The following is a 21,293-nucleotide window of genomic DNA, read 5'->3' on the forward strand; positions in this document are numbered from 1 at the left end:
AGGCCTTATGCTGGCCCGCGTGGAGCCTGTCACGCTGGATCAGATCAGAGCAGCTCGTAAGCTGCTGGACCCCGTCATGCGCCGGACGCCGGTGATCGCGTCCCGGGCGTTATCGGAACGATGCGGGCACGTCGTGTCGCTGAAGTGCGAAAACTTGCAGCGCACTGGATCTTTCAAACCGCGGGGTGCGTACAACCGGATCGCGAATCTGTCGGTCGCGGAACGGGCCTGCGGGGTCGTGGCGGCCAGCGCGGGCAATCACGCGCAGGGCGTGGCCTGGGCGGCCACGGAACTGGGCATCCCGTCCACCGTGTTCATGCCCACCGGCGCACCACTTCCGAAACTCGTCGCCACCAAGGCGTACGGCGCCACCGTCCACTTGACCGGCGACACCGTGGACGACGCGCTCGTCGCCGCGAAGGAGTTCGCGGACGAGACCGGCGCCGTCCTCATCCATCCCTTCGATCACGTCGACATCGTCGCCGGGCAGGGGACCGTCGGGCTCGAGATCCTCGAGCAGGAACCCGACGTCGGCACGCTTGTCGTCCCGACCGGCGGCGGTGGGCTGATCGCGGGCATCGCCGCGGCGGTCAAGGCCACCCGGCCGGACGTGCGGATCGTCGGCGTCCAGGCCGAGCAGGCGGCCGCGTGGCCGCGTTCGCTGGCGGAGGGCCGTCCGATTCCGCTGGAGACCATGTCGACGATGGCCGACGGCATCGCGGTCGGCCGGCCCGGCGACGTGCCGTTCGCCCACGTCGGCTCGCAGGTCGACGCCATCGTGACGGTCAGCGAGGACGCTCTGTCCCGGGCGCTGCTCCTGTGCCTCGAACGCGCGAAGCTCATCGTTGAGCCTGCGGGCGCGGCGGCGGTGGCCGCGTTGATCAGCTGCTCGACGGAAGAGCTGGGACTCACCGGGAAGGTGTGCGCGGTGCTGTCCGGTGGCAACATCGACCCGTTGCTGCTCACCCACGTCGTCAATCACGGCCTTCGGGCCGCCGGCCGGTATCTCGGTGTGCACGTGACCATTCCGGACCGACCGGGTGGTCTGGTCAGCCTCCTGGGCGTGATCAGCGGCAACGGCGCCAGCGTGGTGGACGTCGTCCACTCCCGCACCGGCGGCGCGCTCGCACTCGACGAGGTGGAGGTGTTCCTCACCGTCGAGACCCGTGGCCCCGGCCACCGGCAGGATCTCCTCGACGCACTGCGCGACGCCCAATACGCGGTTCGTCTCCAGGAATAGCCGGACCTAGCTCGGCCACCCACCCAGGGTGATCACCCGGAACTCCTGATCCACCAGCCGGGCAGGCAGCTCGAGGTTGGTGAGCCAATCGATCGCACCGCCGCCCATCCCCACCGCGGCCGTGCTCGACGCGTGCGCCGTGGTGCACGACTCGGCCACCACGGTCACGGTCCGCCACAACGAGATCGAGTCGGGATGCAACGGCTTGACGGTGCTGGCGGTCGCGACGGCCGCACCCGACGGGATCGACACCTGACAGGTGGGGTCGCCCGGCAGGTCCTGGACCTGGACCTGCCAGCCGCCCGGTGGCGTGGTCCCGGCGGTGGCGATGTCTCCGCCGAGCGCCACCAGGACGCCACACCCGAGCAGCTCCGCCGTCGTCGACGCACAGTGGTCGGCGGAACTCGCCCGCGCGGTCGCCGTCAGGTCGAGTTCCACGCCGGCGGGGAGCGTGACCTCGGTGCCGTCGACGGTGATCGATCGCCACGACTGGGGTGCGGGGGCCGACGCAGTGGGGTCGAGTGCCCCCTCCGTGGTGCGCGCTGCGGCGAGGGCGTCGGTGAGGAACCGCGCGAACATCGGGGTGACCGTGTTCGGGCCCTCGTCGAGGGAGCGGATCTCGGCGTCCGCGCGGTCCCGGTTGACGGCGGCATCGGCCGCCGCGAGGTAGCCGCGGATCAGGTTCGACGCCGAGCTCAGGGCGTCGGGGTCGGTGACGACGATGCGTGCGTGCGCACCCCAGGTGGACCATTCGGTTGCGCTGCGTGCGCTGGTCATATGGCGGTTCTCCGGTCGCGCGATCTCAGGAACCGCTGGACACGGCGTCCGGTGCGCCGAACCCTGCCGAGACGAGGGGTGCTGCCACCGCCGAATCGGGGGTCGCGGGGTCCGCTGCCGCCGCCATGCCACCACCGGCGACCAGTCCGGCGATTCCGGCTGCCGCGAGGACGCGGCGAACGGGAAGCAGGCGGGAAATCCGTCGGTCTTCACTCATGCCGACCAGCTTCCCCGACGAACCTTAGAACAACCTGGGAAGAATCTGTCTCTCCTCGTCGAGTGCGCGGTGGGTGCAGTGCACGCCCCTGGCGCGTCGCATGCTGTCGTGCCCGACAGCCGTGATTCGCCAGGTGCCGCTCTCCCGCAGGTCACGGTAGGAAACGGATCAATCCCGCAGAATCGCCTCGCATCTGCTGTGCCCCGTCGTAACGTGAACTCACTCGGTTAGGTGCACCGAGGAGGAGGAGCGCACGTATGTCAGTTGATGCAGCGGCGATCATCGTGGCGATCACCACCGCAGCGGGGGCCATCGTTCAGGGAGCGGACATACCGCAGCCGGTGAAAGATCAAGCAGCAGAAGCAATTCAGGTGGTCGAGCAGGCCTCACCCGACGTTCAGAAACAAGTTGACGACGCAATATCGACCCTCCCCGAACCGGCCCGCGTGCAGGCCGAGCAGATGGTGGCCCAGGCCTCGGATGTGGTGAAGCAGGCGACCGACCCCTACATTCCGCCGCCACCCGCCGTCGAGGCGGCTCCGCCGCCTGCTCCGGTTCCCCCACTGGCGCTGCCGGACACGCCACTCGACCAGCCCCCAGCGATGAGCGCCCCCGACGTCGGAAATGCGATCGGGGGCCTCGCCGCTCTGCCGGGGGTCCCCGCCCTGATCAGCGGACTCGGGTCGCTGATCCCGTCCGTCCCCGCCGGCTTCCCCGGTGTCTCGCTCGCGCCGGTCGGCGCCATCGCCGTCTTCGCGCCGTGGATCCGCAAGGCCGGGTCGCTGTGCGAGGGCATCAAGCCGCCGACGCTGGCGGCCCTGTACTCCGTCGAGAACGGCTTCCGCTACGGCGCGACCTCACCGGTGTCCCGGGCGGGCGCCCGCGGTCCCGGCCAGTTCATGCCCCCCGCGTGGGCCAAGTACGGCAAGGACGCGGACGGCGACGGCAAGGTCGACATCAACGGCGTCGCCGACCCGATGATGGCGTCCGGTCAGATGCTGTGCGACCTGTTCGGGCAGATCGAGGGCTGGAAGAAGGAGGGTGTGGTCAAGGGCGACACCCTCGACCTCACGATCGCCGCGTACAACGCCGGTGCGGGTGCGGTCCGGACCGCGGGTGGCATGCCCGCCGGCAAGTTCGACTACGAGCACGAAACGCAGCCGTACGTCGCGCGGATCCGATCGCTGGAGGAGTCGTTCGCGCGGATGCTGTCGCCGTTCTTCTACGGTGCGGCCGCCGGTGACACGAGCCGCGTCGTCGAGGCGGCCATGCGGTTCATCGGTCTGCCGTACGTGTGGGGCGGCGGCAACATCAACGGACCGTCCGGCGGCGGTTTCGACTGCTCGGGGCTGACGTCGTTCGCCGTGTACGCCGCAACCGGCGTCAAACTGCCCCGCACGTCGGAAACGCAGTGGAATGTCGGTGTGGAGGTGCCGCTGTCGCAGGCCAGGCCCGGAGACCTGCTGTTCGGCAACTGGCAGTCGGGTGGGCCGGGACACGTGGCGATCTACGTCGGCAACGGCCAGATGCTGCACGCCCCGACGACGGGCGACGTGGTGCGGATCGGTCCCGTGTTCGCCGACATGAAGGCCCGCAGGGTCTTCTGATCCCGCTCACCGGCGTCAACGCAAAAACTCCGGCCCGGGCGCGTGGCCCGGACCGGAGTTTTCGGCGGTGGATCCGCGATCAGCTGTGGTACGGCTCCGCGCTGACGAGCGTCACCTTCATGCTGCTGCCGTTGGGCAGCGTGTATTCGCGGGTTTCGCCGACCTTCGCCTCGAGCAGTGCGCCACCCAGCGGGGAGTTGGGGGAGTAGACCTCGAGCTTGTTGTCGCGTGCACCCTCTTCGCGGGTGGCGATCAGGAACGTCTCCGTGTCCTTCTCGTCGCCGTCGTAGTACACCTTCACCACGGAACCGGGCAGTGCGACACCGGACTGGGTGGGCGCTTCGCCGACCTTCGCGCTGTTCAGGAGTTCCTGAAGCTGGCGGATGCGTGCCTCCTGCTGACCCTGCTCTTCGCGGGCCGCGTGGTAGCCACCGTTCTCCTTCAGATCGCCCTCTTCGCGACGCTCGTTGATCTCGGCGGCGATGACCGGACGATTGGCAATGAGCTGGTCGAGTTCGCTCTTGAGCCTGTCATGTGACTCCTGGGTCAGCCAGGTCACCTGGGTCTCGGTCATCTCGATCACTCCCTCGTAGTTGGAGCCGCCGGGCTCCCTCGACAGACCACTGCAACAGCAGTGATCAACGGCTCGGCAAAATTCGACGGCCGAGGCCGTTCGATTTCCGCCTTGCCGCCAATGCAGCAATACACGGTTCCAAACCGGAACCGTGTACCAGGCGATTCTAGCACGATCGGGGAGCGCAAACCCCGAATAACCCGAACGGTCGCTCGGGTGCGCTGGTGTCAGCCGCCGGTCAGATAGGCGGGAACGTCCAGGCTGCAGCCGTAGATGTCGCCCATCGCGGGCGGGCGCGACGTGTAGACGGGGGCGGTGACTTTCACCGTCTGGTCTTCGCCGCCGGCGATGTAGACCTCGCGACGGCCGGTCTCGGAACCGTCCTTGGAGCGGGAGCGGACGATGCAGACCGCCGCCTGGGACGGGTCCTCGCGGGTGACGGTGAACGTGATGTCCAGCTGCGATTCACTCACCAGATCGAACGACGTGGCCTCACTGTCGATCTCGGAGACGGCAAACTTGTCGTAGGCGACGAACGCCACGATCACACCGACGACCAGGACCGCCGCGGACAGCGCCCACACGAGCCAGCGCTTCGGGCGCGCAGGCTTTGCCGCGGCTGTGTATCGGCCCGGGGGAAGCGTTCTCGTCATCTCTCAACTCTCGTACCGCTCCGGTTCCACGTAACTTGCAGCACTCGAGCGGGGGCACGGCTGCAAGCGGAACTCTCGGGTGGAACTATAGAGGACGTGCGTCAGTGCGCCGTCAGCGATGGCGGAGGGCGAGAGCGCGCGACACGGACAAGCCGGCAACGGCTACTGGCGAAGTTGAGGTGAACGAATACGTGAGCGGATTCCGGCTCATGGCCGTCCATGCCCATCCCGACGACGAGTCGAGCAAGGGTGCCGCGACAACGGCCCGTTACGCCGCAGAGGGCAACGAAGTGAAGGTCGTGACGTTGACCGGTGGTGAACGTGGCGACATCCTCAACCCCGCGATGGACGTGCCCGGGGTACGGGACCGCATCCACGAGGTACGCATCGAGGAGATGGCCGAGGCGGCGCGCATCCTCGGAGTCCAGCACCAGTGGCTGGGATTCGTCGACTCGGGTCTGCCCGAGGGTGACCCGAAGCCGCCGCTGCCGGAGGGCTGCTTCGCGCTCGTTCCGCTCGAGGAGTCGACCGAGGCGCTGGTGCGCGTGATCCGCGAGTTCCGTCCGCACGTCATGACCACGTACGACGAGAACGGCGGCTACCCGCACCCCGATCACATCCGGTGCCACGAGGTGTCGATGGCCGCGTACGAGGCCGCTGCCGACCCGGAGCGGTTCCCCGACGCCGGGGAACCGTGGAAGGTGCAGAAGGTCTACTACTCGCACGGCTTCATCCGGAAGCGTCTCCTGCAGTTCCAGGAGGAGTACGACCGCCGCGGCGAAGAGTTCCCGATGGCCGAGTGGCTCAAGAAGTGGAAGACCGAGCAGGGCGACCTGATGGCACGCGTCACCACCCAGATCACGTGCGGCGACTATTTCCCTCAGCGTGACGACGCGTTGCGTGCCCACGCGACCCAGATCGACCCGAACGGCTCGTTCTTCGCGGTTCCGCTCGAGATCCAGCAGAAGATCTGGCCGACCGAGGAATTCGAGCTCGCCAAGACCCGCGTCACCACCTCCATCCCGGAGAACGACCTGTTCGCGGGCATCCACGAGGACGGACAGCAGTGAATGCGTTGACGGTGAGCATCGTGGCCGGCGCGGCGGACGTCCTGGCGCAGACGCCGAGCACCCCGTCCGGTCCCGAGTTCGGCAAGGCGTCGCCCATCGGTCTCGTCGTCATTCTCGCGCTGCTCGCGGGTGTGGTGCTGCTGGTGCGGTCGATGAACAAGAAGCTCAAGAACCTGCCCGAGACGTTCGAGCCGGAGCACCCCGAACCGGACCAGGAAGCGGACGAGGGCACCGACCGCGGCGCGATCCACGGTGGCGGGCCGAGCAGCACCGAACCGCCGAAGCCGACGGACACCCCGCCGAACCTGCAGAAGTAGTCGAACAGGAGCCGGACATGGACCCACGCGCACAGAACACACTCGGTGGGTCCACCAGCCCCTATCTGCGACAGCACGCCGGCAACCCCGTGCACTGGCAGCAGTGGGGTCCCGAGGCGACCGAGTGGGCGCGCGAGCGGGACGTCCCGATCCTGTTGTCGATCGGATACTCGGCGTGCCACTGGTGCCACGTGATGGCCCACGAGTCCTTCCAGGACGAGGCGGTGGCGTCGCTGATGAACGAGCACTTCGTGTGCGTCAAGGTCGACCGCGAGGAGCGTCCGGACCTCGATGCCGTGTACATGAACGCCACGGTCGCGATGACCGGTCAGGGTGGCTGGCCGATGACGTGCTTCCTCACTCCCGACGGCGCCCCGTTCTACTGCGGCACCTACTACCCGTCCGAGCCGCGCGGCGGGATGCCGTCGTTCACGCAACTGCTGAGCGCCATCGCCGACACGTGGCGGGACCGCCGCGGTGACGTCGACGACGCGGCCGCCTCGGTGGTCGCCGAGTTGCGGCGGGGAGCCGGCGGCATTCCCGAGGGCGAGGTCCGGGTGGACGCGGCCCTGCTGGACGCGGCTGTCGCAGCCGTGCTGCGGGACGAGGACGCCGACCGCGGCGGGTTCGGAGGAGCCCCCAAGTTCCCGCCGTCCGCGCTGATGGAAGGCCTGCTGCGCACGTACGAGCGGTCCGGTGACGACGACGTGCTCGGTGTTGTGGGGCGGACGGCGTCGGCGATGGCGCGCGGCGGCATCTACGACCAGCTCGGCGGCGGTTTCGCCCGGTATTCGGTCGACGCCGCGTGGGTGGTGCCGCACTTCGAGAAGATGCTCTACGACAACGCCCAGCTGCTGCGCGTGTACGCGCACCTGGGCCGGCGCACGGGCGCGGACCTGGCCGTCCGGGTCACCGAGGAGACGGTCGAGTTCCTGCTGCGCGATCTGCGCACCGACAACGGGTCGTTCGCGTCCGCCCTCGACGCCGACACCGAGGGCGTCGAGGGACTCACGTACGTGTGGACCCCCGGGCAGCTCGTCGAGGTTCTCGGCCCCGAGGACGGGGAGTGGGCGGCCCGGGTGTTCGCGGTGACCGCGGACGGGACGTTCGAGGCCGGCACGTCCGTCCTGCAGCTTCCGCGCGATCCGGACGACTGGGACCGCTGGCGCCGGATCCGGGGCACGCTGCTCGCCCAGCGTGCGACGCGGCCGCAGCCGGGACGCGACGACAAGGTGGTCACCGCCTGGAACGGTCTCACGATCACCGCGCTCGCCGAGGCCGGTGCCGGACTCGGCAGGCCGGAGTGGGTGGCCGCGGCCGCCGAGTGCGCGCGTGCGGTGCTGGGCTTGCACGTCGTCGACGGGCGTCTGCGGAGGGCGTCGCTGGGAACGTCCGTGGGCGAATCGGCCGGGGTGCTCGAGGACTACGCCTGCCTGGCGACGGGCCTTCTCGCGTTGTATCAGGCGACCGGCGACAACGAGTGGCTGACGCACGCGCGGGCGCTGCTGGACCGCGCCCTGATCCATTTCGCCGACGACGAGCGGCCGGGCAGCTGGTTCGACACCGCCGACGACGCCGAGACCCTGGTGACCCGTCCCCGCGACCCGGTCGACGGTGCGACGCCGTCCGGAGCGTCGTGCCTGGTCGAGGCACTGGTCACGGCGGCCGCGGTGGCCGACGCGGACGCGTCGGGACGGTACGCGAGCGCGGCCGCCGAATCGCTCGACCGGGTGGCACTGCTTCTGGAGCGCGCGCCGCGATCGGCCGGGCACTGGCTCGCGGTGGCCGAGGCGTCGGTGCGCGGCCCGATCCAGGTGGCCGTGGCGACCGACGGGGATTCCGTCCTGCTTCGGGAGGCGCGCAGACTCGCTCCCGGGGGTGCCGTCGTGGTCGGCGGCGCACCGGACTCGTCACCGCTGCTCGCCGACCGGCCGCTGGTCGGCGGCGCGTCCGCGGCGTACGTGTGCCGCGGGTTCGTGTGCGACCGCCCGGTGTCGACGATCGAGGACCTGGGTGCCGCGTTGAGCCGGTAGTCCGGCCTACCGGAACACCACCAGCCACACGGCGATGTAGTGGCACAGGGCCGCGATGACGGTGGCGGCGTGGAAGAACTCGTGATGCCCGAACGTGGTCGGCCACGGGTTGGGCCACTTGGTGGCGTAGAGGATCGCGCCGACCGAGTAGAGGATGCCGCCGATCAGCAGCAGCACCATCGGTAGGACGCCGACCTCGTGTGTCAGTTCGGGTGCGACGGGAACGATGGCCCAGCCGAGCAGCAGGTAGAGCGGTACCCCGACCCAGCGCGGTGCCGTCGGCCACAGCATTTTCAGTGCGACCCCGGCGAGCGCCCCCGCCCACACGACGATCAGCAGGGTCCGGCCCGTGTCGGGCGGAAGCCCCAGCACCGCGAACGGGGTGTAGCTGCCGGCGATGAACAGGAAGATCATCGAATGGTCCGCGCGCTTCATCCAAGTGCGGGCCTTGACGGTGTTCCAGTGGATCCGGTGGTAGGTGGCGCTGACCCCGAACACACCGCACACCGTGAGGCTGTAGACGGCGGTGGCGAGCGCCGCTTCCCCGGACACCTGGGTGCCCGACAGTGTGACGAGGACGATGCCGGCGATCACGGAGACGCCGAACGCCCACAGGTGGATCCACCCTCGCAGTCGGGGCTTGACGGGCAGTTCGTCGAGGCCGAAAGCGGTCACTGAACACCTCTTCTCGCTGTGTGTGGCACTAACCTACGCAACCGTAGGTTAGCTTGTGGTGAGAGCGTACCCGTCGGTAGCGGCAAGTCGTGCGCTGTGTGACGGCCGTCGCGGATCACCTTCGGATGCGGCGTACTCTTGCGTGTCATGGTGATCTCCAGGTGAGTGCGCGAGGACTGCTGTACAGCATCTACGAGCGTCGTCTACTGAAGCGGCTCGACGGTCTACAGCACCCTCGGCACATTGCCGTGATGTGCGACGGCAACCGGCGGTGGGCCCGCGAAAACGGCTTCGAGGACGTCAGCCACGGCCACCGCATGGGCGCCCTGAAGATCTCCGAGCTGCTCGGCTGGTGCGACGCCGCGGGCATCGAGATGGCGACCATCTACCTGCTGTCCACCGAGAACCTGCGCCGCGACCCCGGGGAACTCGACACCCTGCTCGAGATCATCACGGACGTCGTCGAGGAGATCTCCGGCCCCGACAAGAACTGGAGCGTCAAGATCGTCGGCGCCCTCGACCTCCTGCCCTCCGAACAGTCCCGTCGTCTGCGCGACGCGGCCGCCGGGACCGAGGGGCGCACCGGCACCCACGTCAACGTCGCGATCGGCTACGGCGGTCGCCAGGAGATCGCCGACGCCGTGCAGTCGCTGCTGAGCGAGAAACTCCTCGCGGGACTGTCGGGGGACGAACTGGTGAAATCGATCACAGTCGACGGCATCGACGGTCACCTCTACACGTCCGGCCAGCCCGACCCCGACCTCGTGATCCGCACGTCGGGGGAGCAGCGGCTGTCGGGGTTCCTGCTGTGGCAGAGTGCCTACTCCGAGATCTGGTTCACCGAGGCGTACTGGCCCGAGTTTCGCCGGGTCGACTTCCTCCGCGCGCTCCGCGACTATGCCGCCCGGCACCGCCGCTTCGGCGTCTGACGTGAGTGGCGAAGCGTGCCGGAACACACTTCGCCACTCACCTACAGCTTCCGCAGCCGCAGCCGGTTGATCGAATGATTGGCGTCCTTGCGCAGCACGAGCGTGGCACGCGGACGCGTCGGCAGGATGTTCTCGACGAGGTTGGGCCGGTTGATGTTGTGCCAGATCTCCTGGGCGGCAGCCGTCGCGTCCCGGTCGGACAGTCCGGCGTAGTGGTGGAAGTGTGCGTCGGGGTCGGAGAACGACGTCTTCCGCAGCGCGAGAAAACGCTGGATGTACCAGTTCTCGATGTCCTCGATGCGGGCGTCGACGTAGATCGAGAAGTCGAACAGGTCCGACACCATCAGCCGGGGACCGGTCTGCAGCACGTTGAGACCCTCGATGATGAGGATGTCCGGCTGCCGGATCAGGTGGTACTGGCCCGGGATGATGTCGTACGAGATGTGTGAATACACCGGCGCGGCCACTTCTTCGGCCCCCGACTTCACCTCGGTGACGAACCGCAGCAGCTTGCGGCGGTCGTAACTTTCGGGAAAGCCCTTGCGGTGCATTATCCCGCGGCGGTTCAGCTCGGCCGTCTGATACAGGAAGCCGTCCGTCGTCACCAGGTCGACGCGCGGGTGGTGCTCCCACCGCGCGAGGAGGGCCTGGAGGACACGGGCGGTGGTGGACTTGCCGACCGCCACACTGCCGGCGACGCCGATCACGAACGGCACCTGCTGGTCGGGGTGCTTCTCGCCGAGGAACGTCGCGGTCGCGGCGAACAGTCGCTGACGTGCCGCGACCTGCAGGTGGATGAGACGCGACAGCGGCAGGTACACCTCCGCGACCTCTTCGAGGTCGATCTGCTCGCCGAGGCCCCGCAGTCCGTACAGCTCTTCCTCGGTCAGGACGAGTGGCGTCGACTTACGCAGTGTGCGCCACTGCTTCCGGTCGAATTCGACGTACGGACTGGACTCGCTCGTCCGCGCCATCAGTTCCGCTCACACTCGGGTACACGGGGGAGTGAGCGGTCCATGCCCAGAATCTCTGCCGTCGTCGTTGCGCTGGCGAGTAGCGGTTGCATAGTCGGATTGTGCTTGGTGCCACAGGCTGCGCTGTCGGCGGGTCGGGCAGACGCGTGTGCGACTAAGGTCGGACGGCATGGAATCCGTTTCGTTCGTACGCGAATACTTGCTGCTCGGGCTGGGTTTCGACCGGCTGGAGGAAGGATTCGTCGACGCGTATACCGGCGATCCCGCGCTGCGCAGGCAGGTGGAGAACGCGCCGAAGCCCGATCCGCGCGTTCTCGCGCGCACGGCGGCGAACCTCCGCGCGGAATTGCCGTCGGCGGGACTGTCCGAGGAGCGGACCCGGTTCCTCGACGTCCATCTCCGCGCCCTCGAATGCTCGGGGCGCAAGTTCGCGGGCGACGACGTCGGCTTCGTCGACGAGGTCGAGGCGTACTTCGACGTCCGGATCGAACGGGGCGACGAGGAGCAGTACCGGGAGGCGCACCGGAAGATGGACGCCGTGCTGCCCGGAACGGGGCCGCTCGCCGAACGCATCCAGGCCCACCGCGCGAAGGACGAGATCCCCGCGGACCGGTTGCAGGAATGTGTCGACGCCTTCTCGAGCGCTCTGCGCGATCTCGTGCGCGGGCATTACGCACTGCCCGACTCGGAAGTCGTCGAGTACGAGGTCGTGGGCGACAAGCCGTGGTCGGGGTTCAACTACTACCTCGGCGACTACCGTTCCCGGGTCGCGATCAACTCCGACCTCAAGCAGCACATGTCGAACCTGCCGCGGCTGATCGCGCACGAGTCGTACCCCGGCCACCACACCGAGCACTGCCGCAAGGAAGCCGGACTGGTCGGCGCTGGACAGCTCGAGCAGACGTTGTTCGTCGTCAACACCCCGCAGTGCCTGATGGCCGAGGGGCTCGCGGACCTCGCGCTCGAATCGATCGTCGGGTCGGACTGGGGGCTGTGGGCGCAGGAAATCTACGCCGACCTGGGCCTGCGATTCGACGGTGAGCAGGCGCAACGTCTGTCCGGGGCGTCCGGGCAGCTGCTCGGTGTGCGGCAGGATGCGGCGATGATGCTGCACGACGAGGGCCGCAGCCACGACGACGTCGCGGCGTTCCTGCAGCGGTGGAGCCTGTCGACTCCCGAGCGGGCCCGGCAGTCGCTGCGGTTCCTGTCGTCGCCGTTGTGGCGGGCGTACACCAGCACCTACGTGGAGGGATACCGACTGCTCGGTGGCTGGCTGGGCGAGGTGCCGGTCGGCGCGGAGCGGTCGGAGCGGTTCCGCCGGCTGCTCGACGAGCCGCTCGTGCCCAGCGTCCTGCGCGCCGGTGAGGGGTACCTCACCGCGGGCGGTTAGGAAGTCCTCACGGGTACTTCGTAGACTGGGAGCATTCGTTTCCGCATCCAGCTTGGAGATCCCTCGATGACCGCTGTGCCCGGTACCGACGTCAACACGGCCCCCCTCGCCGAACTCGACCCCGAAGTCGCCCAGGCCATGGCAGGTGAGCTGGCCCGTCAGCGCGACACGCTGGAGATGATCGCCTCGGAGAACTTCGTTCCGCGCGCGGTCCTCCAGGCCCAGGGCAGCGTCCTCACCAACAAGTACGCCGAGGGATACCCGGGACGCCGCTACTACGGCGGCTGCGAGCACGTCGACGTCATCGAGGATCTCGCCCGCACCCGCGCCAAGGAACTGTTCGGCGCCGACTTCGCGAACGTTCAGCCGCACTCCGGCGCACAGGCCAACGCGGCGGTCCTGATGGCCCTGATGAACCCGGGTGAGAAGCTCCTCGGCCTCGACCTGGCGCACGGCGGCCACCTCACGCACGGCATGAAGCTGAACTTCTCCGGCAAGCTGTACGACGTCGAGTCGTACGGGGTCAGCAAGGAGGACCACCGCATCGACATGGACGAGGTCCGCAAGATCGCGGTCGCCGCGCAGCCGAAGGTCATCGTCGCCGGTTGGTCCGCGTACCCGCGTCACGAGGACTTCGCCGCGTTCCGGTCGATCGCCGACGAGGTCGGCGCGTACCTGTGGGTCGACATGGCGCACTTCGCGGGCCTGGTCGCTGCCGGGCTGCACCCGTCGCCCGTGCCGTACGCCGACGTCGTGTCCAGCACGGTCCACAAGACGCTCGGCGGGCCGCGCTCCGGCCTGATCCTCGCCAAGCAGGAGTGGGCGAAGAAGCTCAACTCCGCCGTCTTCCCCGGCCAGCAGGGCGGGCCGCTGATGCACGCCATCGCCGCCAAGGCCGTCTCCCTGAAGATCGCGGGCACCGAGGAGTTCAAGGACCGTCAGCAGCGCACCCTGACCGGCGCGAAGATCCTCGCCGAGCGTCTGACCGGCGCCGATGTCGTCGACAAGGGTGTCAGCGTCCTCACCGGCGGCACCGACGTGCACCTCGTGCTCGTCGACCTGCGCAACTCGCAGCTCGACGGCCAGCAGGGTGAGGACCTTCTCCACGAGGTCGGCATCACCGTCAACCGCAACGCGGTGCCGTTCGACCCCCGCCCGCCGATGGTCACGTCCGGCCTCCGGATCGGCACGGCGGCGCTCGCGTCGCGTGGATTCGGGGACGAGCAGTTCACCGAGGTCGCCGACATCATCGGCACCGCACTCGCCGGATCGTCCGACGTCGAGACGCTGAAGTCCCGCGTGTCGAAGCTTGCCGCCGACTTCCCGCTGTACGAGGGTCTCGAGGACTGGCGCCTGATCTAGGCGGCTCCGCCGCCCGTGCGTGGCCTGCGAGTGCAGGGACTCGTTAACCACGCACGGGCGCCGCAGGCGCCTCCACGTAACTTGATGTTCACCGACACGCCCGCCGCTCGCACGGCCGTCCGGCGTGTTTGGCAGTACCGTCGGGGGTAACAGGCAGCGGGGAAGTTGCTTGTACGGGAGGTCCTGATCGTGGCTGACACACTCAGTGCGAGGGGGCCGGCGCCCGGCCCTCGTGTGGTGACACACCAGGGACGGACCGGTCCAGCGAACCGAGTTTGCGTGGGTGCCACGCAGACCTAGGAGCCAACGTGACTGCTTCACGCTCCGTCTCAGCCCGCGTCGGACGTTCGTCCGCCGCCCCCAGGAAATCGTCGGATTCTGCAGTTCGTACATTCGTACTCGATACCTCCGTACTGCTGTCCGACCCCTGGGCCGTCACCAGGTTCGCCGAGCACCGTGTGGTGCTTCCCCTCGTCGTGATCAGCGAGCTCGAAGGGAAGCGGCACCACCACGAGTTGGGATGGTTCGCAAGAGAATCGCTGCGCATGCTCGACGACCTCCGTCTGGAATACGGTCGTCTCGACCAGCCGGTGCCGATCGGCACCGAGGGTGGCACCTTGCAGGTCGAGTTGAACCACACCGACCCGTCGGTTCTTCCGGTCGGATTCCGCACGGACAGCAACGATTCGAGGATCCTGGCCTGCGCACTGAACCTCGAGGCCGAGGGCGGTGACGTCGTCCTGGTCAGCAAGGACATCCCGCTGCGAGTGAAGGCCGGTGCGGTGGGTCTTCCCGCCGACGAGTACCACGCCCACGACGTCGTTCCGTCGGGTTGGACGGGTATGACCGAACTGGACGTGGCGTCCTCGTCGATCGACGAACTGTTCTCCGAGGGTGTCGTCGATCTGGAGGAGGCCCGGGAGCTTCCGTGTCACACGGGTATTCGGCTGCTGGGCGGTTCGTCGAGCGCGCTGGGCCGCGTGAACGCCGACAAGCGGGTGCAGCTGGTGCGGGGGGAGCGTGAGGCATTCGGTCTGCACGGACGTTCGGCCGAGCAGCGGATCGCCCTGGACATCCTGCTGGACGACAGTGTGGGCATCGTGTCGCTGGGCGGCAAGGCGGGCACCGGCAAGTCGGCGCTGGCGTTGACGGCGGGGCTGGAGGCGGTGCTCGAGCGCCGCACCCAGCGGAAAGTCGTTGTCTTCCGGCCGCTCTACGCGGTGGGCGGGCAGGAGCTCGGCTACCTGCCGGGTAGTGAGAGCGAGAAGATGGGCCCGTGGGCCCAGGCGGTCTTCGACACACTCGACGGCCTCGCCAGCACCGAGGTGATGGACGAGGTGATCAGCCGCGGCATGCTGGAAGTGTTGCCACTCACGCATATTCGCGGACGGTCACTGCACGATTCGTTCGTGATCGTGGACGAGGCGCAGTCGCTGGAACGCAATGTGCTGCTCACGGTGCTTTCCCGGCTCGGCACCGGCTCCCGGGTGATCCTGACTCACGACGTCGCTCAGCGCGACAACCTGAGGGTCGGACGTCACGACGGGGTGGCCGCGGTGATCGAGAAGCTCAAGGGGCATCCGCTGTTCGCCCACATCACGTTGACGCGCAGTGAGCGTTCGCCGATCGCGGCGCTCGTGACGGAGATGCTGGAGGAGTTCGGGCCGACGCCGTAGGCGCCTGCCGCGCAGCGTGATCCGCCCGATGGCACCACGGTCCGACCGGACCGAGGTGACATCGGGCGGAAACGTCAGAAGGCGCGCAAAATGCCTTTGAGCGTGCCCCACAGAAAGTCCCGGCTGCTGAAGTAGTCGCGCCAGACGGCGATCTTGCCGTCCTTCATCTCGAACGTGCCGCACACCCAGAACTCGCTGCGCAGCCGCTTGTAGATCAGGACGTCGGTGCGTTCGGTCAGAACGGCCGTCCCGTCGCCGGCGATGTGGTGCAGGCGCACATCGAATCCGACACCGGGGCGGCTCATTCCGCGCAGTACCCGCATGACGGAGCCGAGGCCGCGGATCTTGGGCAGGGACACGTTGTGCCACACGATGTCCTGGTGCAGATACTGTTGCGCGGCGTCCGGGTCGCCGGCGACGAGCGCGTCCAGGAAGGCCCGGACCACCTGGACATCTGCCGTGTCCGTTCGAGTGGTTCCCGTCGGTTCGTGCGAGTTCGTGCTCATGGTCTTCTTCCCGTCGAAGTGTCGGCTCAGCGGACGAATGTCCCCCGGCCTTCCGTGTCGTAGTACTCGAGTGTGACGTTGTTGCCGGCGAACGTGGCCTTCGAGATGGTTCCGGGTGGGGCGTTCTCACCGCTGGGTATGAAGGTGAAGGTCTCGCCGTCCCAGTGGGTGAGTGGGAAGGTCTGCCCGGCGGGCCCGAGTTGGAGCGACAGCGCGCCGTTGCTCTCCGTGACGACGGCGGGACCCCAATACGGGTTGCCGTAGGTGCCCGCGTAGGTGGGGAGCGGCTGCGGTGGTGCCGGGTTCGCGGGGGCCGTCTGGCCGACGAGACTGCCCTCGGGCTCGTCCATCGGCGCGATGGCCTGCCGGTACAACGACCTCCAGTCCTCGCGGATCTCCCCGAACTGGACGAGGTCGGCGAACTCGGCGGTGAGGGACTCGGGAATGCCGATGGGCGACCCGTTGGTCAGCGCGACGATGGCGACGTCGGCGGACGGTATCGCGACGAAGTTCGTCGCCACCCCGAGCTGGAATCCACCGGAGTGGCTGAGGGAGACCCGCCCTGCCGGGGTGGTCGAGACGTTGAACCCATAACCGTAGGACCCCGGACGGCTGTCCATCGACCGTGGTGGGCTGGACACCATCTGAGGACTGACCGCGGGGAGCAGTGATTCGGGGGACACGATCTCCTTGCCCTCGAACGTGCCGTCGGCCAACAGCATCGCCAGCCATTTGCCCATGTCGTTGACGGACGAGCTCACTCCGCCCGCGGGGGACTGGGCGTCGGGATTGCGTACCGCATCGGCGACGTACTTGCCGTCGACGAGTTGGTGCGCGACGGCGCGGTCGTCGCGGGCCTGATAGTCAGCGAATCGCGAACTCGTGGAGGACATCCCCAGCGGCTGGTAGATCGTCTGCTCGGAGAGCGTCGCCCAATCCGTCCCCGACGCCGCCGCGACGGCCTCCGCCGCCGCGGTGAGGCCGAAGTTGGTGTACTCGTAGGTGATCCGGAACGGGTTCAGCGGCTCGAGCCGGAGCTTGTCGAGCACCTGCTGCTGGTTGAAACCCAGGTCCTCGAGCAGATCGCCGGCGTGATCGGGCAACCCCGACCGGTGCGAGTACAGATCGCCCACCGTGACGTGCTCGGTGACCCACGGGTCGGCGAGGGCGAAACCGGGTGACTTGGACACCACGGGAGTGTCCCAGCCGATGACGCCGGCATCGACCTGATGGGCAACCACCGTCGACCCCACCGGTTTCGACATCGACGCCAGCTGAAACACGGTGTCGGCGTCCACCTTCTGATCGGTGCCGGCCTCGCGCACCCCGAATCCCTTCGCGTACACGGTCTGCCCACCGTGGACGACGGCGACCGCCATGCCCGGCAGACCGGAACTGTCCATCAACTCGGTCGCCAGTTCGTCGAGACGGCCCACGGCGTCGTCGATCTGACCATCGGGTATATCGACGCCCGCGACCGTCCCCGGGTTCGGCGGCTGGGAGGACTCCGAGGTGGGGTTCGCGCCGGACGTCTCGGAACCGGAGTCGTCTGCGTCGGAGCCGCAACCCGTCACGAGTGACCCGCCGAGCGCGAGAGCCGACAGAAGTATCGTCAGGTTCCGATGTCTGCGCATGGGTGATCCTCTGCTCGGGCCCGGGGTAACCGTGGACTGCCAGCCTAACGACTTCAAGCCCATGACCAGGATGTTTTCGTCACAACGCCGCCGTTGTTCCCGTCGAATTCACCGGTGGTCGACCCGGTGCCCCGGCGCGGACGCTACGGTGTGCGGATGCCGATTGAAAAGAATGACTCGCAGCTGCTCAGTGAGCTGGCCCCGGTGGTGGACGAAAACCTCACACGTCACCTCGCCGAGGCGGACGGCTGGCAGCCGCACGATCTGGTCCCGTGGGACCAGGGCAAGAACTTCGCGTTCATGGGTGGAACGGATTGGTCGGCAGATCAGTCGACGCTGAGCGACGTCGAGGCGCTCGCACTGACCGTGGGTGTGCTGGTGGCGGACAATGTGCCCGCGTACCACCGGGAGATCGCCAAGCACCTCGCCCAGGTGGGTCCGTGGTGGCGCTGGGTGGGCCGCTGGACCGCGGAGGAGAACCGGCACTCCATCGTGCTCCGGAACTACCTGATGGTGACGCGCGCCGTCGACCCCGTCGCCCTCGAGCGCGCCCGGATGGACGAGATGGTCCGCGGTTACGCGATGCCGCCGATGCATTTGATCGAGATGCTCGCGAACTCCGCGTTCGAGGAGAAGGCCGCGGCGGTGCGTCATCACAACACGGCGGCACTCGGCGAGGACCCGCTGGTGGCCGTGATCGCCGAGCGGCTGGCCGCGGACGACGAACTGCAGTCGCTGTTCTACCGAAACATCGTCGAGGCCGCGTTCGAGCTGGTACCCGACCAGACGATGCGCGCGATCGCGTCGCGGATCGCCGCATTCGACGTGCCGAGCGTGGCACTGCCCGGCGGAACCGACAGCACCGCCGTGCTCGCCGAGGCCGGTATCTACGACCCCGCACAGCAGGGGGAGAAGGTGTTCGCTCCGCTGCTCCGCTCGTGGAACATCGCCGACCGCACCGATCTCGGCTCGGAGGGCGAGAAGGCCCGCGACGAGCTGTCCGCGCTGCTGTAGGACTTCTGCGCGAGAGGGCCCGCACTCGATCGAGTGCGGGCCCTCTCCGTCGGCAGGGTCAGTCCTTCACCTTCGCCATCGCCAGCACGTCGAGACGCTTGTCGAGTTCTTCCTCGCTCAGCTTGTCGCCGATCAGACCACGGTCGACGACGGTCTCGCGGATGGTCTTCTTCTCCTTCAGCGCCTGCTTCGCGACAGCCGCGGCCTCCTCGTACCCGATCGCGGAGTTCAGTGGCGTCACGATGGACGGCGACGACTCCGCGAGCGTCTTGAGGTGCTCGGTGTTCGCGACGAGCCCCACGACGCACCGGTCGGCGAACAGCCGCGTGACGTTGGCCAGCAACGTCAACGACTCGAGCAGGTTCCGCGCCATCATCGGGATGTAGACGTTGAGCTCGAACGCGCCCGCGGCACCGCCCCAGGCGACCGCGGCATCGTTGCCGACCACCTGAGCGGCGACCTGGGTGGCGGCCTCCGGGAGCACCGGATTGACCTTGCCGGGCATGATCGAACTGCCGGGCTGCAGGTCGGGGAGACGGATCTCGCCGAGACCGGTGAGCGGCCCCGATCCCATCCAGCGGATGTCGTTGGCGATCTTGGTCAGGGACACCGCGATGGTGCGCAGCGCGCCGGACGCCTCCACCAGGCCGTCACGCGCCGCCTGCGCCTCGAAACTGTTCTTCGCCGGTGTGAGGGCGTCGACGCCCGTCGCCTTCACCAGTTCGGCGACGACCTTCGGGCCGAATCCGTCGGGGGCATTGAGTCCCGTTCCGACCGCGGTGCCGCCGATGGGCAGCTCACCGAGCCGGGGAAGGCAGGCCACGACCCGCTCCATCCCCGCCTCCATCTGGCGGGCGTAACCGCCGAACTCCTGGCCGAGGGTCACCGGGACGGCGTCCATGAGGTGGGTGCGGCCCGACTTCACGACGTGCTTCCACTCGGTGGACTTGTCGAGCAGGGCCAGGCGCAGGTGGTCGAGGGCGGGGAGGAGGTCCTTCACCGCGGACTCGGTGGCCGCGACATGCGTCGCGGTGGGAAAAGTGTCGTTGGACGACTGCGACATGTTGACATCGTCGTTGGGGTGGACGACCACACCGTTCGCCGCGGCGATCGACGCGATCACCTCGTTGGCGTTCATGTTGGAACTGGTGCCCGAGCCCGTCTGGAAGACGTCGATGGGGAATTGATCGTCGTGCTTGCCCTCGGCGATCTCGCCCGCCGCGGCGATAATGGCGTCCGCCTTCTCGGCGTCGAGGAGGCCGAGGTCCTTGTTGACCTGCGCGCAGGCCGCTTTCAGCAGACCCATTGCACGTATCTGGGTGCGCTCGAGACCTCGACCGCTGATCGGGAAGTTCTCGACGGCGCGCTGAGTTTGCGCGCGCCACAGGGCATCCACGGGCACCCGCACCTCGCCCATGGTGTCGTGTTCGATCCGGTACTGCTGCTCGTTGCTCTCGGTCATGCGTCAAACATGCCACTTCTGAGCGCGTCGTGGGGGCGCTCCCCGTGCGCCTTTCCGGTAGCTCTGGCTACCGGAAAGGCGCACGGGCAGCGGAGCTGCCTAGAACGTCGGCGGAATGGCGCCGTCCTCGCCCGTGAAGTCCACGGACGAGTACTCGCGCAACTTCTCGAGACGGTGGTACGCGTCGATCATGCGGACGGTGCCCGACTTCGACCGCATCACGATCGACTGGGTCGAGGCGCCGCCACCGTAGTAGCGGACACCGCGGAGCAGGTCGCCGTCCGTGACACCGGTGGCGCAGAAGAAGACGTTCTCACCGGACACGAGATCTTCGGTGGAGAGCACACGGTCCAGGTCGTGGCCTGCGTCGATGGCCTTCTGGCGCTCGGCATCGTCGGTCGGGGCCAGCCGGCCCTGCAGCGAACCACCCATACAGCGCATGGCGGCGGCGGCGATGATGCCCTCGGGCGTTCCACCGGTGCCGATCAGGATGTCGGTGCCCGACTCCGGACGTGCGGCGGCGATCGCACCCGCGACGTCGCCGTCGGAGATGAGACGGATCCGGGCGCCGGTGTCCCGGACCTCCTGGATGAGCCTGGCGTGCCGCGGACGGTCGAGGATGCAGACCGTCACGTCGGAGGGGGACGCCTTGCGGACTTTCGCGACGCGCTTGATGTTCTCGGCGACGGGCGCTGTGATGTCGATGACATCGGCGGCGTCGGGGCCGACGGCGATCTTCTCCATGTAGAACACGGCAGACGGGTCGAACATCGCGCCGCGCTCGGCGACCGCGAGCACGGCGATCGCGTTGGGCATGCCCTTCGCCATCAAGGTGGTCCCGTCGACCGGGTCGACGGCGAAGTCGCAGTCGGGTCCGTCGCCGTTGCCGACCTCTTCGCCGTTGAACAGCATCGGAGCTTCGTCCTTCTCGCCCTCGCCGATGACGACGACGCCGCGCATCGAGACCGAGCTCACGAGCTGGCGCATGGCGTCGACGGCGGCTCCGTCGCCGCCCTCCTTGTCGCCACGGCCGACCCAGCGACCGGCAGCCATCGCACCAGCCTCGGTGACTCGGACCAATTCCAGAGCAAGATTTCGGTCCGGGGCCTCGCGGCGACTCGAAGTGGTGCTAGCCGTCATGGGCAGTGCCTCCTGGTGCAGTCACGGTCGACGTTGTACGTCG

At 68.1% G+C, this 21,293-nt stretch carries 20 protein-coding genes; 10 read left to right on the top strand and 10 right to left on the bottom strand.

Annotated elements, in window-relative coordinates:
- Positions 1 to 7: 7 nt before the first annotated feature.
- On the top strand, positions 8 to 1,240 hold the full coding sequence (gene ilvA, locus QM806_RS01010; protein ID WP_005253726.1) for a threonine ammonia-lyase: 1,233 nt from the start codon (positions 8 to 10) through the stop codon (positions 1,238 to 1,240).
- A 6-nt stretch (positions 1,241 to 1,246) separates the two neighbouring features.
- Here the strand turns inward: ilvA and QM806_RS01015 are convergent, their stop codons facing one another.
- Together QM806_RS01015 and QM806_RS01020 are read right to left on the bottom strand one after the other, a co-directional pair.
- Complete coding sequence (locus QM806_RS01015) at positions 1,247 to 2,017, bottom strand: FAD:protein FMN transferase (protein WP_005569314.1); 771 nt, start codon at positions 2,015 to 2,017, stop codon at positions 1,247 to 1,249.
- Between the two features lie 25 nt (positions 2,018 to 2,042).
- Entirely contained in the window at positions 2,043 to 2,234 is a 192-nt protein-coding gene (locus QM806_RS01020; RefSeq protein ID WP_005253724.1) for a hypothetical protein, read from the bottom strand.
- Positions 2,235 to 2,491: 257 nt separating this feature from the next.
- On the opposite strand from QM806_RS01020, the gene QM806_RS01025 reads away from it, so the two are divergent.
- On the top strand, positions 2,492 to 3,841 hold the full coding sequence (locus QM806_RS01025; RefSeq protein WP_005253723.1) for a C40 family peptidase: 1,350 nt from the start codon (positions 2,492 to 2,494) through the stop codon (positions 3,839 to 3,841).
- Positions 3,842 to 3,920: 79 nt separating this feature from the next.
- Here the strand turns inward: QM806_RS01025 and greA are convergent, their stop codons facing one another.
- Together greA and QM806_RS01035 are read right to left on the bottom strand one after the other, a co-directional pair.
- Positions 3,921 to 4,415 carry a transcription elongation factor GreA gene (greA, locus tag QM806_RS01030; protein ID WP_005238978.1) on the bottom strand — a complete coding sequence of 165 codons (495 nt, stop codon included), beginning with the start codon at positions 4,413 to 4,415 and terminating at the stop codon, positions 3,921 to 3,923.
- Between the two features lie 227 nt (positions 4,416 to 4,642).
- The gene (locus tag QM806_RS01035; protein WP_037202953.1) at positions 4,643 to 5,068 is read right to left on the bottom strand and encodes a DUF4307 domain-containing protein; all 426 of its coding nucleotides are present in this window, start codon (positions 5,066 to 5,068) and stop codon (positions 4,643 to 4,645) included.
- A gap of 191 nt (positions 5,069 to 5,259) precedes the next feature.
- Here QM806_RS01035 and mca point away from each other — a divergent pair, with 191 nt between their 5' ends.
- The 3 genes from mca to QM806_RS01050 are packed head-to-tail and all read left to right on the top strand — an operon-like array spanning position 5,260 to position 8,488.
- Positions 5,260 to 6,138, top strand: a complete 879-nt coding sequence (mca, locus tag QM806_RS01040) for a mycothiol conjugate amidase Mca (protein WP_005253721.1) — start codon at positions 5,260 to 5,262, stop codon at positions 6,136 to 6,138.
- Positions 6,135 to 6,455, top strand: coding sequence for a hypothetical protein (locus QM806_RS01045; RefSeq protein WP_005253720.1), 321 nt, complete (start codon positions 6,135 to 6,137; stop codon positions 6,453 to 6,455). Before mca ends, QM806_RS01045 begins: the two co-directional genes overlap by 4 nt.
- A 17-nt stretch (positions 6,456 to 6,472) precedes the next feature.
- Positions 6,473 to 8,488 carry a thioredoxin domain-containing protein gene (locus tag QM806_RS01050; protein WP_283290101.1) on the top strand — a complete coding sequence of 672 codons (2,016 nt, stop codon included), beginning with the start codon at positions 6,473 to 6,475 and terminating at the stop codon, positions 8,486 to 8,488.
- Between the two features lie 6 nt (positions 8,489 to 8,494).
- Here the strand turns inward: QM806_RS01050 and trhA are convergent, their stop codons facing one another.
- On the bottom strand, positions 8,495 to 9,163 hold the full coding sequence (gene trhA, locus QM806_RS01055; RefSeq protein WP_005572246.1) for a PAQR family membrane homeostasis protein TrhA: 669 nt from the start codon (positions 9,161 to 9,163) through the stop codon (positions 8,495 to 8,497).
- A 161-nt stretch (positions 9,164 to 9,324) separates the two neighbouring features.
- Here trhA and QM806_RS01060 point away from each other — a divergent pair, with 161 nt between their 5' ends.
- Positions 9,325 to 10,092 carry an isoprenyl transferase gene (locus QM806_RS01060; RefSeq protein ID WP_005572244.1) on the top strand — a complete coding sequence of 256 codons (768 nt, stop codon included), beginning with the start codon at positions 9,325 to 9,327 and terminating at the stop codon, positions 10,090 to 10,092.
- Between the two features lie 41 nt (positions 10,093 to 10,133).
- On the opposite strand, the gene coaA is transcribed toward QM806_RS01060, so the two are convergent.
- Positions 10,134 to 11,066, bottom strand: a complete 933-nt coding sequence (coaA, locus tag QM806_RS01065) for a type I pantothenate kinase (RefSeq protein WP_005253716.1) — start codon at positions 11,064 to 11,066, stop codon at positions 10,134 to 10,136.
- Positions 11,067 to 11,235: 169 nt separating this feature from the next.
- On the opposite strand from coaA, the gene QM806_RS01070 reads away from it, so the two are divergent.
- The 3 genes from QM806_RS01070 (at position 11,236) to phoH2 (ending at position 15,494) form a co-directional block, all read left to right on the top strand.
- Complete coding sequence (locus QM806_RS01070; RefSeq protein WP_007300203.1) at positions 11,236 to 12,456, top strand: hypothetical protein; 1,221 nt, start codon at positions 11,236 to 11,238, stop codon at positions 12,454 to 12,456.
- Between the two features lie 66 nt (positions 12,457 to 12,522).
- Positions 12,523 to 13,818, top strand: a complete 1,296-nt coding sequence (glyA, locus tag QM806_RS01075) for a serine hydroxymethyltransferase (RefSeq protein WP_005253714.1) — start codon at positions 12,523 to 12,525, stop codon at positions 13,816 to 13,818.
- A 308-nt stretch (positions 13,819 to 14,126) separates the two neighbouring features.
- On the top strand, positions 14,127 to 15,494 hold the full coding sequence (gene phoH2, locus QM806_RS01080; protein WP_025432159.1) for an RNA 5'-3' helicase PhoH2: 1,368 nt from the start codon (positions 14,127 to 14,129) through the stop codon (positions 15,492 to 15,494).
- A gap of 74 nt (positions 15,495 to 15,568) precedes the next feature.
- Here the strand turns inward: phoH2 and QM806_RS01085 are convergent, their stop codons facing one another.
- Both QM806_RS01085 and QM806_RS01090 read right to left on the bottom strand, forming a co-directional pair.
- A complete protein-coding gene (locus QM806_RS01085; RefSeq protein WP_005560420.1) occupies positions 15,569 to 16,000 on the bottom strand; it encodes a limonene-1,2-epoxide hydrolase family protein in 432 nt (143 codons plus the stop codon).
- A gap of 26 nt (positions 16,001 to 16,026) precedes the next feature.
- Positions 16,027 to 17,634, bottom strand: a complete 1,608-nt coding sequence (locus QM806_RS01090) for a serine hydrolase (RefSeq protein WP_065490119.1) — start codon at positions 17,632 to 17,634, stop codon at positions 16,027 to 16,029.
- Positions 17,635 to 17,790: 156 nt separating this feature from the next.
- Between QM806_RS01090 and QM806_RS01095 the strand changes: the two genes are divergently transcribed.
- A complete protein-coding gene (locus tag QM806_RS01095; RefSeq protein WP_054248325.1) occupies positions 17,791 to 18,648 on the top strand; it encodes an acyl-ACP desaturase in 858 nt (285 codons plus the stop codon).
- 58 nt (positions 18,649 to 18,706) lie between these two features.
- Here QM806_RS01095 and QM806_RS01100 read toward each other — a convergent pair whose 3' ends face one another.
- Together QM806_RS01100 and glpX are read right to left on the bottom strand one after the other, a co-directional pair.
- The gene (locus tag QM806_RS01100) at positions 18,707 to 20,110 is read right to left on the bottom strand and encodes a class II fumarate hydratase (protein WP_005238997.1); all 1,404 of its coding nucleotides are present in this window, start codon (positions 20,108 to 20,110) and stop codon (positions 18,707 to 18,709) included.
- 99 nt (positions 20,111 to 20,209) lie between these two features.
- Positions 20,210 to 21,250: a class II fructose-bisphosphatase gene (glpX, locus tag QM806_RS01105; protein ID WP_043791864.1), complete on the bottom strand. Its 1,041-nt coding sequence runs from the start codon at positions 21,248 to 21,250 to the stop codon at positions 20,210 to 20,212.
- Between the last annotated feature and the right edge of the window lie 43 nt (positions 21,251 to 21,293).

The sequence above is a fragment of the Rhodococcus sp. IEGM 1351 genome, assembly GCF_030056875.1.
In the GTDB taxonomy this organism is placed as follows: domain Bacteria; phylum Actinomycetota; class Actinomycetes; order Mycobacteriales; family Mycobacteriaceae; genus Rhodococcus_F; species Rhodococcus_F opacus.

Coding starts and splice junctions, on each gene's coding strand:
- glyA (WP_005253714.1), top strand. CDS start 12,523: ATGACCGCTGTGCCCGGTACCGACGTCAACACGGCCCCCCTCGCCGAA.
- QM806_RS01095 (WP_054248325.1), top strand. CDS start 17,791: ATGCCGATTGAAAAGAATGACTCGCAGCTGCTCAGTGAGCTGGCCCCG.
- QM806_RS01025 (WP_005253723.1), top strand. CDS start 2,492: ATGTCAGTTGATGCAGCGGCGATCATCGTGGCGATCACCACCGCAGCG.
- QM806_RS01035 (WP_037202953.1), bottom strand. CDS start 5,068: ATGACGAGAACGCTTCCCCCGGGCCGATACACAGCCGCGGCAAAGCCT.
- QM806_RS01050 (WP_283290101.1), top strand. CDS start 6,473: ATGGACCCACGCGCACAGAACACACTCGGTGGGTCCACCAGCCCCTAT.
- QM806_RS01100 (WP_005238997.1), bottom strand. CDS start 20,110: ATGACCGAGAGCAACGAGCAGCAGTACCGGATCGAACACGACACCATG.
- QM806_RS01015 (WP_005569314.1), bottom strand. CDS start 2,017: ATGACCAGCGCACGCAGCGCAACCGAATGGTCCACCTGGGGTGCGCAC.
- QM806_RS01070 (WP_007300203.1), top strand. CDS start 11,236: ATGGAATCCGTTTCGTTCGTACGCGAATACTTGCTGCTCGGGCTGGGT.
- greA (WP_005238978.1), bottom strand. CDS start 4,415: ATGACCGAGACCCAGGTGACCTGGCTGACCCAGGAGTCACATGACAGG.
- QM806_RS01020 (WP_005253724.1), bottom strand. CDS start 2,234: ATGAGTGAAGACCGACGGATTTCCCGCCTGCTTCCCGTTCGCCGCGTC.
- ilvA (WP_005253726.1), top strand. CDS start 8: ATGCTGGCCCGCGTGGAGCCTGTCACGCTGGATCAGATCAGAGCAGCT.
- QM806_RS01085 (WP_005560420.1), bottom strand. CDS start 16,000: ATGAGCACGAACTCGCACGAACCGACGGGAACCACTCGAACGGACACG.
- QM806_RS01090 (WP_065490119.1), bottom strand. CDS start 17,634: ATGCGCAGACATCGGAACCTGACGATACTTCTGTCGGCTCTCGCGCTC.
- coaA (WP_005253716.1), bottom strand. CDS start 11,066: ATGGCGCGGACGAGCGAGTCCAGTCCGTACGTCGAATTCGACCGGAAG.
- glpX (WP_043791864.1), bottom strand. CDS start 21,250: ATGACGGCTAGCACCACTTCGAGTCGCCGCGAGGCCCCGGACCGAAAT.